Origin of the sequence: Actinacidiphila cocklensis, assembly GCF_907177275.1 — a bacterium.
GTDB lineage: Bacteria > Actinomycetota > Actinomycetes > Streptomycetales > Streptomycetaceae > Actinacidiphila > Actinacidiphila cocklensis.
Genome location: NZ_CAJSLV010000082.1, coordinates 885 through 13,993, shown reverse-complemented (window position 1 = coordinate 13,993; position 13,109 = coordinate 885). Strand labels below are relative to the sequence as shown.

Here is a 13,109-nt window from a genome sequence, read left to right as displayed (position 1 = left end):
GAGGTTTCCCGCCCCCGGCGCGACGCCCGCCGCCCGGCAATGACCTTTCCCTCAGTGCCGCGTCACGCCGGGGCGCCGCGCCAGCCCGCCACCGGGAGGGCGAACTTCGCCACCAGCCGGTCGGTGAAGGAGGCGTGGTGCAGCCGGGCCAGCCGGACCGGGACGGCGCCGCGCCTGACCTCGACCCTGGCCCCCGCGGGCAGTTCGACCGTGCGGCGGCCGTCGCACCACAGCACGCCGTTGGGCGTCTCGGGCTGCACCTCGACGGCGAGCACCGAGCGCGGCGAGGTCACCAGCGGCTTGGCGAACAGCGCGTGCGCGCTGATCGGGACCATCAGCAGCGCCTCGACCTCGGGCCAGACCACCGGGCCGCCCGCGGAGAAGGCGTAGGCGGTGGAGCCGGTCGGGGTCGCGCAGACGACGCCGTCGCCGCCGAACCGGGAGACGGGGCGGCCGTCGACCTCGGTGACGACCTCGAGCACCCGCTCCCGCGACGCCTTCTCGACCGAGGCCTCGTTGAGCGCCCAGTCGGTGTGCACGATCCGGCCGTCGTTGCGCACCAGCACGTCGAGGGTCATCCGCTCCTCGACCTCGTACTCGCGGGTGACGACCCGGTCCACGACCTTGTCGAGGTCGTCGCGTTCGGCCTCGGCGAGGAAGCCGACCCGGCCGAGGTTGACGCCGAGCAGCGGCACACCCGAGGCGCGGGCGAACTCGGCGCCGCGCAGCAGCGTCCCGTCGCCGCCCAGCACGATGATCAGCTCGCAGCCCTCGACCGCCTCGGGTCCGATCTCGGCCACCTGCTCGACGGCCTCGGGCAGCGGCAGGTCCACGGCCTCGTCGGCGAGCAGCCGCACGCCGATACCGCAGCGCAGCAGGCCCTGCACGACCCGCTCGGCGCTGCGGATCGCGGCAGCCCTGCCCGTGTGGGTCAGCAGGAAGACGGTACGGTCCTGCACATCGCTCTTGATGGTCACCGGTTCGGCCCCTCCGCCACAGCACGGTCGACATCGGCCGGGTCCAGTGCGGGCGCACCGGCGCGCAGCCACAGAAAATATTCCACGTTCCCCGAAGGCCCGGGCAACGGGCTGGCGGTGACCCCGAGCACGCCGAGGCCCAGTTCCGCCGCCTGTCCCGCGACCTTCGTCACGCATTCGGCCCGCAGTTGCGCGCTGCGGACCACCCCACCGCTGCCGAGCCGCTCCCTGCCCACCTCGAACTGCGGTTTGACCATCAGGACCAGGTCGGCGTCCGGTGCCGCGCAGCGCACCAGGGCGGGCAGCACCACGCCGAGCGGGATGAACGACAGGTCGCCGACGACCAGGCCCACCGGCTCGCCGTCGATGTGGTCGAGCGTCAGCTCACGGACGTTCGTCCGGTCCTTGACCACGACCCTCGGGTCGCTCTGCAGCGACCAGGCGAGCTGGCCGTACCCGACGTCCACGGCGACCACCTGGGCGGCGCCGGCCCGCAGCAGGACGTCGGTGAAGCCGCCGGTGGACGCACCCGCGTCCAGCGCCCTGCGGCCCTCGACGGCCAGGCCGCGGGGCTGGAAGGCGGCCAGCGCACCGGCCAGCTTGTGGCCGCCGCGCGAGACGTAGTCGGGGGTGTCCCCGTCCGCCGCCACGACCACGGCGGCAGACGTCTCGACCTGCGTCGCGGGCTTGGTCGCGGTCGCACCCCCCACCATGACCCGGCCCGCGGCGATCAACTGGCTTGCGTGCTCCCGGGAGCGCGCGAGTTTCCGGCGCACCAGCTCGGCGTCGAGACGGCGTCGTGCCACTGCCACGTACGGTTCAGCTCCTGTTCTCGTCCAGCGCGGCGAGCGCGTCACGCAGCCCGCGGTGCACATCCTCGTACACCTCGATGTGGGACTGCGTCGGCAGGTCGTCGGCGTCGGCGAGGCGGTCTGTCGCCGCGTCGACGTCAGCATTCCCCGTGCGCGCGATCGTCACCCCCAGTGGTTCGGGGCGCGCGGGCGCGTCCGGGGGGTGCGCGGGCGCGGGTTCCCCGCCGTACGCGCCCTGCTCCACGGCGGCTTCACTCATCGCCGGTCACGTCCGGGGCCGCGGTCTTCTTCGCGGTGGTTTTGGCGGCGGCCTTCTTCGGGGTCGCCTTCTTCGCCGTGGCGGTCTTCTTCGCGGTCGCGGTCTTCTTCGCGGTGGCCGCCTTCTTCGGAGTGGCGGCCTTCTTCGGGGTGGCGGCCTTCTTCGGGGTGGCGGCCTTCTTGGCGGTGCCGGCCGTGCCCGTCGCGGTGGTCCTGGCCGCCGTGCTCTCGGCCGCGGTGGCGGTCGTGCCGCCCTCGGCGGTCGCGGCGGTCTCGGCGGTCTCGGCGGTCTCGGCGGTCTTGGCCGCGGTCTTCTTCGCGCCGGACGCGGTGGTCCTGGTGGGGTTCGCGGTCGGCTTCGGGGTCGCCGCGGCCTTCCTGGCCGTGGTCTTCGCCGCGGTGGTCTTCGCCGCCGTGGCCTTCGTCGCCGTGGTCTTCGTCGCGGCGGCCTTCTTCGCACCTGCCGCGGTCTTCTTCGTCACCGTGGTCCGGTGAGCGGCGGCCGACTTGGTGGTGGTGGCCTTCTTCGCCGCCGCGGACTTGCGGGCCGCGGGCGCCGCCTTCTTCGCGGCGGGCGGCGCGGTCTTCTTCGCGGGCGCCGCCTTCTTGGCCGGCGGTGCCGTCTTCTTCGCGGCCGGCGCCTTCTTGGCGGCGGCCTTGCGCGGCGGTGCGGCCGGCTCGGCCTCGACCCGTACGTGCTGCACCGGCGGCGCGGGCTCGGACGGCGCCTCCTTGGGCTCGGGCTCCTCCTCCGACTCCAGGTTGCGGATGCGGCGTTCGAGCGTCTCCAGCACCACGCCGACCTTGGTCACGTCGTCGGCGAGCCGGCCGACCCGGCTCATCGCCTTGTCGACCTCCTCGCGGATCAGCCCGAGCAGCAGGTCGCGGTTGGCCCGGCCGGTGGCCATCAGCTCGTCGGCGAGGGTCTGCACCTCCGCCGGGATGGCCGACTCGATCCGCCGCTGGACGGCATCGACGTCGATACCGGTCTGGTCGAGCAGTTCCCTGGCCGCGTCGACCGTACGGCGGCGGGTGGCCTCGGTCAGGCCGCCCGCGATCTGCAGACACGTACGCAGCGCGTCCCGCATCGCTCTCACTCCTCGTCGCCTCGCCCGTTGACACATCGTTCACCCGGAGGTCCGCGCGCGGACCTCCGTGGTCATGACGCTACCGCCTTCCGCCGCCGCGGCCCGTCGACGCTGCCCTGCGGTACCGTCGTCCGGACGTACCGTTCGACAAGAGAGACCGCGCCGATGGCCACCATCGAGGAGTGCCGTGCCGCACTCGACCAGCTGGCGCTGAACATGGCGAGGGCCGAGGGCGACATACGGTCGGCCACCGCTCTCGACCGCTCGTTGACCTGCCGGATCACCGATCTGGACGTCACTTTCGCCGGGCGGCTGGCCGGCGGCACGATCAACGACGTGGTCATCGTGCCGGGCACCCCGCAGGAGCGGGCGCAGATCCGGCTGGCGATGTCGGGCGACGACCTGGTGGCGATGGTCGGCGGTGAGCTGAGCTTCGCCAAGGCGTGGGGCAGCGGGCGGGTCAGGGTCCAGGCGTCGCTGCGGGACGTGCTGCGGCTGCGCTCGCTGCTGTGACCCCACCGGCGGGGCGGGGCCGCCGCGCGGCGGGCACCACCAGCGGCGTACCGCTCTCCGGGTCCTCGATGATCCGGCAGCGCACCCCGAAGACCCGCATCACCAGTTCCGCGGTGATGATCTCGGCCGGCGGCCCCTGCGCCTCGATCCGGCCGTCGCGCATGGCGATCAGGTGGGTGGCGTAGCGCGCGGCCTGGTTGAGGTCGTGCAGGACGGCGACGAGGGTGCGGCCGCCCTCCTCGTGCAGCCCCGCGCACAGGTCGAGGACGTCGATCTGGTGCTGGATGTCCAGATACGTGGTCGGCTCGTCGAGCAGCAGCAGCGGTGTCTGCTGGGCCAGGGCCATCGCGATCCACACGCGCTGCCGCTGCCCGCCGGACAGTTCGTCCACCGGGCGGCCCGCGAGCCCGTCGACGCGGGTGGCGGCCATCGACTCGGCCACGACCCGCTCGTCCTGCGCCGACCACTGCCGCAGCAGGCCCTGGTGCGGGTAGCGGCCGCGGGCCACCAGTGCGGCGACCGTGATGCCGTCGGGCGCCACCGAACTCTGCGGGAGCAGCCCGAGGGTCCTGGCCACCGACTTGGCCGGCAGCGTGCCGATCGCCCGGCCGTCGAGCAGCACCCTGCCCTGCGCGGGCTTGAGCAGCCGGGCCAGCGCGCGCAGCAATGTCGACTTGCCGCACGCGTTGGGTCCCACGACGACGGTGAAGGAGTGGTCGGGAATGTCGACACTCAGCTTCTCCGTGATGATCCGCCGGTCGTATCCGAGGGTCACTTCGTCGGCCCGCAGCCGCGGTCCTCCAGTCGACGTATCGGCATTCGGGGTGGTCATGCGGGCGCTCCCGGGAAGGTCGTTCGGTGGAGATGTCGTCTTGCGGGCCGATGTCGCGGGCGGCGGGTTGCGGGCGGCGGGGTGCGGGGTGCGGGCGGCCCGCCTCATATCCGGCCCGCCCTGCGCTCGCCGACCAGCAGCCACAGCAGATAGCCGCCGCCGAGTACCCCGGTGGCCACCCCGACCGGCACCTGCCCCGAGCCGAAGGCCCGCTGCGCGGCCAGGTCGGCGAGCACCAGCAGGGCCGCGCCCATCAGTGCGGAGGGCAGCAGCCCGACGCCGGGCGACCTGGTCAGCCGGCGGGCGAGCTGGGGCGCGGTGAGCGCGACGAAGGCGATGGGGCCGGCGGCGGCGGTCGCGGCCGCGGTGAGCAGGACGGCGGCCAGCACGCAGGCCAGCCGCACGCGTTCGACGCGTACGCCCAGCGCGCTGGCCGCGTCGTCCCCCATTTCGGTGATGCGCAACGCCCGGCTCCGGCCGAGCAGTACGGGCATCAGGACCGCGCAGACCGCGAGCAGCGGCCACACCTGGTCCCAGTCGCGGCCGTCGAGCGAGCCGGTGATCCAGACGACGGCCCGGGCGACGTCCACGAAGTTCGCCTTCACCAGCAGGTAGCTGTTGACCGCGGCGAGCACCGCGGAGACGCCGATGCCGACCAGGACCAGCCGGTAGCCCTGCACCCCGCGCTTCCACGCCAGCGCGTAGACGGCGAGCCCGGTCAGCAGCCCGCCGGCCACCGCGCCGGCGGCGACCTCGTACGACGAGCCGTGCAGCAGCACGATCACGGTCAGAGCGCCGGCCGCGGAGCCCTGGCCGAAGCCGATGACGTCGGGGCTGCCGAGCGGGTTGCGCGCGACGGCCTGGAAGGCGGCGCCCGCCATGCCGAGCGCGGCGCCGACCAGCAGCGCCACCACGACCCGCGGCAGCCGCAGCTGACGGACGATGAACTCCTGTCCCGCGGTGCCGTGCCCGGTGAGGGTACGCAGCACGTCGGCCGGTGCGATGGCGTAGTCGCCGGTGCCGACCAGGACGACGGCCGCGGCGAGGGCGACGGCCAGCAGCCCGGCGCCGACGGCGGCGGCCCGCCGGTCGATCCGCAGCGACAGCCCGGCGCGGCCGGTGCGCAGGACGGTGGTGCCCGCGATACGTCCGCGGGACGGCTCCCGGCTCACAGTTCGGCCATCTTCCTGCGGCGCACCAGCGCAATGAAGACCGGGCCGCCGACGACCGCGGTGACGATGCCGACCTGGAGTTCGGCCGGCCGGGTGAGCAGCCGGCCCAGCACGTCGGAGCCGAGCAGCAGCACCGGCGAGAGCACGGCCGCGTACGGCAGGATCCAGCGCATGTCGGGTCCCGTGATGCCGCGGACGACGTGCGGGACCATCAGGCCGATGAAGACGATGGGGCCGCAGGCGGCGGTGGCGGCCCCGCACAGCAGGGTGATGGCGGCCATCACCAGCACCCGGGTCGAGGTCAGCCGGGCGCCCAGGCCGCGCGCGGTGTCGTCGCCGAGCGCGATGGCGTTGAGCGGGCGGGCGGTGGCCAGCGCCAGCAGGGCGCCGGCCAGGACGAAGGGCGCGATCCTGCGGACGGTGGCCATGTCGGCCGAGGCCAGCGAGCCGACCTGCCAGAAGCGCATCCGGTCCAGGGCCACGCTGTCGGTGAGCTGCACCGCGCTCGACCAGCCCTGGAGCAGCGCGGTGACCGCGGTCCCCGCGAGCGCCAGCCGTACCGGGGTGGCGGACCTGCTGCCGCCGATCGCGTAGACCAGCACCGAGACGACGGCGGCGCCGGCCAGCGCCCACCACACGTAGGCGCCGGGCGAACTGACGCCGAAGAAGCTGATGCCGGTGACGACGGCCGCGGCGGCGCCCGCGTTGACGCCGAGCAGGCCGGGGTCGGCGAGCGGGTTGCGGGTCAGGGCCTGCATGGCGGCGCCCGCGACACCGAGCGCGGCGCCGACGAGCAGGCCGAGCAGGGTGCGGGGCAGCCGCAGTCTGCGGATCACGACGTCGTCGTCGGTACCGGCGTAGTGGAAGAGCCCGTGCCAGACCTGGTCGAGCGGGATGTCCTTGGCGCCGACCGCGATGCTCGCGACGGTGACGGCGAGCAGCAGTCCTGCGGCGGCCAGCAGCCCGGCGCTCCTGGCGGCGTTCGTACGGGCCGTCGAGCCGGACGGGGGCGGGGCGGCGGGGGCGGCGGGGCCTGATGGGGAGTCGTGGTCAACCAACACGGAGGTTAGGTTAGCCTAACCTTGCTATCCCCACTCCGAGTAGAGCGGCATCGCATCATGACTTCCTCCCGTTTCCGCCCCATATCCGGAATGTCCCGCCGTGGTGTGCTCGCCTCCGGCGGCGCCCTCGGGGCCGGCGCGCTGCTGGCCGCCTGCGGCGGCTCGGACTCCGACGCCGGCTCCCCCGCCCCCGCGGCCACCTCGGGCGGTGCGAAGCCGTCCACCGGCCCCTTCTCCTTCACCGACGACCGCAAGACCACCGTCGCGCTGGACCGCCCGCCCGCGCACCTGGTCGCCTACGTCGGCTCCGCCGCGGCCCTGCACGACTACGGCGTCGAGTGCGCAGGCGTCTTCGGCCCCACCAAGCTCAAGGACGGCTCCCCCGACGCGCAGGCCGGCGACCTGGACGTCGCAAAGGTCACCGTTCTCGGCAACGTCTGGGGCGAGTTCAACATCGAGAAGTACGCCGCCCTCAGCCCCGGCCTGCTCATCAGCCACATGTACGACCCCAAGTCCCTCTGGTACGTACCCGAGCAGAGCACCGCGAAGATCCTCGGCATCGCGCCGAGCGCCGGCATCAACGTCGCGGGCGTCCCGCTGACCACCCCGCTCCGGCGGTACGCCGAACTGGCCGCCGCCCTCGGCGCCGACCTGGCCTCCGCCGCCAACGCGGCCGCCAAGAACCGCTTCGAGACCGCCTCCGCGGGCCTGCGCTCCGCCGCCAAGGCCGCCGGCGGCATCACGGTGATGGCCGCCTCCGCCAGCGCCGACTCCTTCTACGTCTCCACTCCGTCGTCGGCCGCCGACCTGACGTACTACAAGAGCCTCGGGGTGGACTTCATCGTCCCCGGCAAGGTCGAGGGCGGCTTCTTCGAGACCCTCAGCTGGGAGGCCGCCGACAAGTACAAGGCCGACGTCGTCATGCTCGACAACCGCTCGGCCACCCTGCAGCCCAGGGACCTGACCGGGCGGCCCACCTGGATGCAGCTGCCCGCCGTCGAGGCCGGGCAGATCTACGGCTGGCCCAGCGAGCCGATCTTCTCCTACGCCAAGTGCGCCGACCAGCTCGAAGCGCTCACCAAGGCGATCAGCGGCGCGAAGAAGGTGAGCTGACGCCATGACCGCCCCCGCCTACGACTTCTTCCGCACACGGGTGCTGCGCACGCACCGGCTCTGCGACGGCCTGGTGCGGGTCGTCCTCGGCGGCCCCGGCCTCGAAGCGGTCGTCAGCGGCGGTCGGGACCAGCGGCTCAAGCTCTTCCTGCCGCAGGACGGGCAGCACGAGCCGGTGCTGCCCGACGTCCTGGACGCCGACTGGTACGCGCGCTGGCGCGCACTCGACCCCGGGGTGCGCGGCATCATGCGCACGTACACGGTGCGCGACGTGCGGCGCGAACCGTGCGAGGTCGACATCGACTTCGCCCTGCACGGCGACCTCGGGCCGGCCTCCCGGTGGGCGACCCGGGCGGCGCCCGGCGACCTGCTCACCCTCCTGGCGCCCGTCGTGCCCGACAACGGCGGGGTCGACTTCCAGCCGCCGGAGGGCACCGACTGGGTGCTGCTGTGCGCCGACGAGACGGCGGTGCCGGCCGTCGCCGCGATCCTGGAGTGGCTGCCGGCCGGCACGGTGGTCAAGGCCTGGATCTCCGTCGGCGCTCCCGGGGACCGCATCGAGCTGCCCACGAAGTGCGAGGCCGAGGTCAGCTGGCTGGCCCGGCCCGGGTCCCTGGCCGACGCGGTCGCCGCGGCCGCGCTTCCCGCCGGGGCGGGGTACGCCTGGCTGGCCGGGGAGGCCGCTCTGGTGCGCGACGTCCGCCGCCACCTTGTCGGCGCCCGCGCCTTCCCCCGTTCCGCCGTCACCTTCACCGGCTACTGGCGCCGGGGCACTTCCGAGGACGCGCTTCTCCCGGCAACCTGATCCTTCCCCCGGCCGCCCGGGATGCGCTGCCCCTTGCGGCGGGCGGTCGCCTTTCCCCTTCGGCGGGCTTGGCTCGCAGTTCCGCCCCCAGAGCTTCGCCTGGGGGTACCCCCAGCGCCCCTGGGTGGGTGCCACTTGCCGTGGGCTCGCACCTTTCGGTGCGTCTCGGCCGGGCGCGCAGTTCCCCGCGCCCCTTGTGGTCTGCGTCCTCCTGCCTCCAGGGTTTGCCCCTGGCAGGGCTTTCCCTCTGCGCAGAGGTCAGAGGGAGAGGCGGGACAAGGCCTCGGTGGGGTCGAGGTCGGAGGAAGGTGCGGTCCAGGCTGCGCAGCAAAGTGCGCGGAGGGCGTCGAGGGGGTCGCCGGAGCCGGCGAGGTCGAGGGAGGGGGAGGGGGAGGAGGAGGCGGAAACGGTCCAGCCTCCGCAGCGGGCCTGGGAGCCGTCCCAGGACACGGGCGGGTGGGGGGTGAGCAACCCCCGGAGGTCGGCGGCGACATACGTGGGCCGGTGCCGCGGCTCCGCCGCAAGGAGCGCCGCCGCCTTCGTGACCCCGGTCAGGACGAGCAGCGAGTCCACGCCGGACGCGTTCGCCCCCTCGATGTCCGTGTCGAGCCGGTCCCCGACGACGAGCGGCCGCTTCGCCCCGGTCCTGATCACCGTCTCCCGGTGCATCGGCGGCAGCGGCTTGCCCGCCACCCGCGGCGTACCGCCGGTCGCGATCCGCACCACCTCCACGGCCGCGCCGTTCCCGGGCGCGACCCCCCGCGCCGTGGGGATCGTCAGGTCGGTGTTGGAGGCGAACCACGGCACCCCGGAGTTCACCGCGTGCGCCATCTCCGCGAGCTGCGACCAGCGCAGCTCGGGTCCGTACCCCTGCACCGCCGCCACGGGCGCGTCGTCGGCGGACTCGACGGGCTGCAGCCCGCGTTCGCGCAGCGCCGCGAGGAGGCCCTCGCCGCCGACGGCCAGGACCTTCGACCCGGCGGGAACCTCGTCGGCGATGAGCCGCGCGACGGCCTGCGCCGAGGTGACGACCTCCTCCGCCTCGGCCGGCACACCGAGCCGGCTGAGGTGTTCCGCGACCGCCTGCGGCGTACGCGCCGCGTTGTTGGTGACGTAGGCGAGCCGCATCCCGTCGGAGCGCGCCGCAGTCAGCGACTCGACCGCGTGCGCGATGGCCTCGCCGCCGGCGTAGACGACGCCGTCGAGGTCGAGCAGCGCCGTGTCGTACGCGGTGTGCAGCGGCTGTTCGCTGGCGCTCGGGCTGGTCCGGTCGGTCATGGGCGGGCTCGCTCCTCGCTGGTCGGCGTTGCCTCGATCATCCCCCATCCGCACCGCCGGACGTACCATGCGCTGATGAGCACTCCCGGTCCCCACCCAGGACCCGACGGCGAGCAGGGCCTGCGGCTGACCCCGTTCCGCGGCCTGCGCTACGTCGCGGAGCGCGTCGGCAGCCTCGCGGCGGTGACCTCACCGCCGTACGACGTCGTCGTCCGCCCCGACGGCCAGCGCCACCTGGAGACGGCCGACCCGCACAACGTCGTCCGGCTGATCCTCCCCGACGCCGAAACGCCGGAGGCCAGGCACGCCAAGGCCGCCCGCACGCTGGCCGCATGGCGCGAGCAGGGCGTGCTCGCCGCCGACCGGGAACCGGCGCTGTACGTCTACGAGCAGCGCGACGGCGACCACCTGCAACGCGGCGTCATCGGCGCCCTGCGGCTCACCCCGCCCGAGGACGGCGTCGTCCTGCCGCACGAGGACGTGATGCCGGGTCCCGTCGCCGACCGTGCCGCCCTGATGCGCGCGACCCGCGCCAACCTCGAACCGCTGCTGCTCGCCTACCGCGACGGAGACGCGACCGCCACCCTGGTCGAACGCACCGCGCGGACCCGCGCACCGCTGCTCGGCACGACGACCGAGGACGGCGTCCACCACCGCCTGTGGTCGCTGACCGACCCGGCGGAGATCGCCGCGATCGGCACCGACCTGGCCGGCCGCCAGGCCCTGATCGCCGACGGCCACCACCGCTGGGCCACGTACCGCAGGCTGCAGGCAGCCCACCCGTCGGGCACCCCGTGGGACTACGGCCTGGTCCTGCTGGTCGACACCGCCCGCCACCCGCTGCGGGTCCGCGCCATCCACCGCGTCCTGCAGCACCTGCCGCCCGACCGCGCCCTGGACACCGCCCGACCGTTCTTCCGGGTCCGCGCGCTGCCCGGCCACACCCTCGACGCGGCCCTCGGCGCGCTGGCCGGCGCGGCGGAGCACGGCAACGCCTTCGTCCTCGCCGGCGACGGCGGCTTCCACCTCCTGGACCGCCCGGACCCCGGCCCGCTCGACCGCCACGTCCCCGCCGACCGGCCGCCGCAGTGGCGGCGCCTGGACGCCACGGTCCTGCACCACCTGCTGCTCGACCACGTCTGGCAGATCCCCGACTCCCCCGGCCTCCCCGACGAGATCCGCTACATCCACACGGCCGACGCCGCCGTGGAACAGGCGCGGCGGCACGCGGGTACGGCGGTGCTGATGCACCCGGTGCGCGAGCCCGTCGTCCGCGAACTCGCCCGGCAGGGCGTCATGATGCCGCGCAAGTCCACGTCGTTCGGGCCGAAGCCGGCCGGCGGGCTGGTCATGCGGAGCCTGGACCTGGGCTGACCCGCGCGCCCACGCAAAAGGGCGGCACCCGCGGTGTGCGGGTGCCGCCCTGTGTGCTGCGGGACTAGTCCTTCTCGCCCGGCGCCGGCTCGCGGAACGGCGAGTCGAGGAAGGACGACGGGTCGGCCTCGTCGGTCAGGTCGGACTCCTCGTCGACCCCGACCTCGGAGTCGTCCTCGTCCTCTGCCTCTGCCTCTGCCGCCTCGGGCACGTCGGCCTCCTCGGCCGACTCCTCGTCGGCGACGTCGGTCTCGTCCGTGTCCTCGGCGTCCTCGGCGTCCTCGGCGTCGTCCGCGCCGTCGACGTCGTCGGCCTCGTCCGTGTCGTCGAAGGCGTCCACGAACTCCACGCCGTCGAGCTGCGCAAGGCGGTCGGACGCGTCGGTGGTGCCGTTCTGGTCGGCCTCCAGCGCCTTAGCGAACCACTCGCGCGCCTCGGACTCGCGGCCCACGGCGAGCAGCGCGTCGGCGTACGCGTACCGCAGCCGCGCGGTCCACGGGTGCACGGCGTTGGACGCCAGCTCCGAGCTCTGCAGCGTCACGACCGCCGCTTCGGCCTGGCCCATGTCCTGCCGGGCGCCCGCGGCGACCAGGCGCATCTCGACCTGGCCCGCCTTGTCGAGCTTGTGCACCTCGGGCGCACCCGCCATCTCCAGGGCGCGCTCGGGGCGGCCGAGGCCGCGCTCGCAGTCCGCCATCACGGGCCACAGGTCGACCGTGCCGGTCATCCGCCGGGTCGCCCGGAACTCGGCCAGCGCCTCGGCGTACCGCTCGCTGGCGTACGACGCGAAGCCCGCGGCCTCCCGTACCGCCGCGACCCGCGAGGCGAGCCGCAGCGCGACCCGCGAGTACGCGTACGCCTGCTCGGGCTCCTCGTCCAGCAGCCGCGCGACCATGACCAGGTTGCGCGCCACGTCGTCGGCGAGCGTCTTGGGCAGGCTCATCAGCTCCTGGCGCACGCTCGGGTCGATCTCGTGCCCGGTGACCTCGTCGGGGATGGGCAGCCGGCGTACCGGCTCCCGCTCCTCGCGCCGCTCGTCCCTGCCACCGCGGTTCTCGAACCGACCGCGGCCCTCGACGACGGGCCGCCGGCCGTAACCGCGGTCGTCACGGGGACGGTCGCCGTCGCGGCGGGGTCCACCACGCGGGCGGTCGTCGCGCCGGTCGTCACGGGGACGGTCGTCGCGCGGGCGGTCGTAACGCGGCCTGTCGTCACGCGGACGGTCGTCACGGCGGAAGCCACCGCGGTCGTCCTCGCGCCGCGGCCCACGCGGGCGGTCGTCGCGGGGACGGTCGTAACGCGGGCGATCGTCGCGCGGCCTGTCGTCGCGGGCCGGCCGGTCGTCACGGGGACGGTCGTAGCGCGGCCTGTCGTCACGCGGGCCGTCGAAGCGGGGACGGTCGTCCCGCGGACGGTCGTAACGGGGCCGGTCATCGCGGGGACGGTCATCGCGGGGACGGTCGAAGCGCGGGCGGTCGTCGCGGGCCGGCCGGTCATCACGGGGACGGTCGTAGCGCGGCCTGTCGTCACGCGGGCCGTTGAAACGCGGACGGTCACCACCGGGACGGTCGTCCCGACGGAACCCACCGCCACCACCGGGACGGTCGTCCCGACGGAACCCACCGCCACCACCGGGACGGTCACCCTCACGACGCGGACCACGCGGACGGTCATCACGCCGATCGTCAAAACGCGGCCGATCGTCACGGGGACGGTCGAAGCGCGGACGGTCGTCGCGGGCCGGCCGGTCATCACGGGGACGGTCGTAGCGCGGCCTGTCGTCACGCGGGCCGTTGAAACGCGGACGGTCACCACCGGGACGGTCG

14 protein-coding genes are annotated in these 13,109 nt (G+C 74.4%); 5 read left to right on the top strand and 9 right to left on the bottom strand.

Features of this window, described 5'->3' with window-relative positions; genetic code table 11:
- Positions 1–62: 62 nt before the first annotated feature.
- The 4 genes from NFU81_RS30365 to NFU81_RS30350 are packed head-to-tail and all read right to left on the bottom strand — an operon-like array spanning position 63 to position 3,135.
- Positions 63–959 (bottom strand): NAD kinase, encoded by an 897-nt coding sequence (locus NFU81_RS30365; RefSeq protein ID WP_422665329.1) that lies wholly within the window; start codon positions 957–959, stop codon positions 63–65.
- A 14-nt stretch (positions 960–973) separates the two neighbouring features.
- On the bottom strand, positions 974–1,783 hold the full coding sequence (locus tag NFU81_RS30360) for a TlyA family RNA methyltransferase (RefSeq protein ID WP_251496990.1): 810 nt from the start codon (positions 1,781–1,783) through the stop codon (positions 974–976).
- Between the two features lie 13 nt (positions 1,784–1,796).
- Positions 1,797–2,048, bottom strand: coding sequence for a hypothetical protein (locus tag NFU81_RS30355; RefSeq protein WP_251496891.1), 252 nt, complete (start codon positions 2,046–2,048; stop codon positions 1,797–1,799).
- Entirely contained in the window at positions 2,041–3,135 is a 1,095-nt protein-coding gene (locus NFU81_RS30350; RefSeq protein ID WP_251496888.1) for a histone, read from the bottom strand. Before NFU81_RS30350 ends, NFU81_RS30355 begins: the two co-directional genes overlap by 8 nt.
- A 165-nt stretch (positions 3,136–3,300) precedes the next feature.
- On the opposite strand from NFU81_RS30350, the gene NFU81_RS30345 reads away from it, so the two are divergent.
- The gene (locus NFU81_RS30345) at positions 3,301–3,648 is read left to right on the top strand and encodes a sterol-binding protein (RefSeq protein ID WP_251496885.1); all 348 of its coding nucleotides are present in this window, start codon (positions 3,301–3,303) and stop codon (positions 3,646–3,648) included.
- On the opposite strand, the gene NFU81_RS30340 is transcribed toward NFU81_RS30345, so the two are convergent.
- The 3 genes from NFU81_RS30340 to NFU81_RS30330 all read right to left on the bottom strand — a co-directional run bounded on the left by NFU81_RS30340 (position 3,596) and on the right by NFU81_RS30330 (position 6,614).
- Entirely contained in the window at positions 3,596–4,480 is an 885-nt protein-coding gene (locus tag NFU81_RS30340; protein WP_251496882.1) for an ABC transporter ATP-binding protein, read from the bottom strand. The two genes, NFU81_RS30345 and NFU81_RS30340, sit on opposite strands and share 53 nt — an antisense overlap.
- A gap of 104 nt (positions 4,481–4,584) precedes the next feature.
- Complete coding sequence (locus tag NFU81_RS30335; protein ID WP_251496987.1) at positions 4,585–5,625, bottom strand: FecCD family ABC transporter permease; 1,041 nt, start codon at positions 5,623–5,625, stop codon at positions 4,585–4,587.
- Positions 5,626–5,648: 23 nt separating this feature from the next.
- Positions 5,649–6,614 carry a FecCD family ABC transporter permease gene (locus tag NFU81_RS30330; RefSeq protein ID WP_251496983.1) on the bottom strand — a complete coding sequence of 322 codons (966 nt, stop codon included), beginning with the start codon at positions 6,612–6,614 and terminating at the stop codon, positions 5,649–5,651.
- Between the two features lie 189 nt (positions 6,615–6,803).
- Here NFU81_RS30330 and NFU81_RS30325 point away from each other — a divergent pair, with 189 nt between their 5' ends.
- A complete protein-coding gene (locus tag NFU81_RS30325; RefSeq protein WP_251496879.1) occupies positions 6,804–7,826 on the top strand; it encodes an ABC transporter substrate-binding protein in 1,023 nt (340 codons plus the stop codon).
- A 4-nt stretch (positions 7,827–7,830) separates the two neighbouring features.
- A complete protein-coding gene (locus tag NFU81_RS30320; protein WP_251496877.1) occupies positions 7,831–8,631 on the top strand; it encodes a siderophore-interacting protein in 801 nt (266 codons plus the stop codon).
- A 258-nt stretch (positions 8,632–8,889) separates the two neighbouring features.
- Here the strand turns inward: NFU81_RS30320 and NFU81_RS30315 are convergent, their stop codons facing one another.
- Positions 8,890–9,909, bottom strand: coding sequence for an HAD-IIA family hydrolase (locus tag NFU81_RS30315; protein WP_251496873.1), 1,020 nt, complete (start codon positions 9,907–9,909; stop codon positions 8,890–8,892).
- A 75-nt stretch (positions 9,910–9,984) separates the two neighbouring features.
- Between NFU81_RS30315 and NFU81_RS30310 the strand changes: the two genes are divergently transcribed.
- Positions 9,985–11,283, top strand: coding sequence for a DUF1015 domain-containing protein (locus NFU81_RS30310; RefSeq protein WP_251496870.1), 1,299 nt, complete (start codon positions 9,985–9,987; stop codon positions 11,281–11,283).
- Between the two features lie 64 nt (positions 11,284–11,347).
- Here the strand turns inward: NFU81_RS30310 and NFU81_RS30305 are convergent, their stop codons facing one another.
- Positions 11,348–12,241, bottom strand: coding sequence for a tetratricopeptide repeat protein (locus NFU81_RS30305; RefSeq protein ID WP_251496867.1), 894 nt, complete (start codon positions 12,239–12,241; stop codon positions 11,348–11,350).
- Positions 12,242–12,256: 15 nt separating this feature from the next.
- Here NFU81_RS30305 and NFU81_RS30300 point away from each other — a divergent pair.
- Positions 12,257–13,109, top strand: an 853-nt coding sequence (locus tag NFU81_RS30300; protein WP_422665327.1) for a hypothetical protein, incomplete at its 3' end; no start/stop codon positions are given.

Coding starts and splice junctions, on each gene's coding strand:
- NFU81_RS30345 (WP_251496885.1), top strand. CDS start 3,301: ATGGCCACCATCGAGGAGTGCCGTGCCGCACTCGACCAGCTGGCGCTG.
- NFU81_RS30350 (WP_251496888.1), bottom strand. CDS start 3,135: ATGCGGGACGCGCTGCGTACGTGTCTGCAGATCGCGGGCGGCCTGACC.
- NFU81_RS30320 (WP_251496877.1), top strand. CDS start 7,831: ATGACCGCCCCCGCCTACGACTTCTTCCGCACACGGGTGCTGCGCACG.
- NFU81_RS30315 (WP_251496873.1), bottom strand. CDS start 9,909: ATGACCGACCGGACCAGCCCGAGCGCCAGCGAACAGCCGCTGCACACC.
- NFU81_RS30340 (WP_251496882.1), bottom strand. CDS start 4,480: ATGACCACCCCGAATGCCGATACGTCGACTGGAGGACCGCGGCTGCGG.
- NFU81_RS30310 (WP_251496870.1), top strand. CDS start 9,985: ATGAGCACTCCCGGTCCCCACCCAGGACCCGACGGCGAGCAGGGCCTG.
- NFU81_RS30325 (WP_251496879.1), top strand. CDS start 6,804: ATGTCCCGCCGTGGTGTGCTCGCCTCCGGCGGCGCCCTCGGGGCCGGC.
- NFU81_RS30355 (WP_251496891.1), bottom strand. CDS start 2,048: ATGAGTGAAGCCGCCGTGGAGCAGGGCGCGTACGGCGGGGAACCCGCG.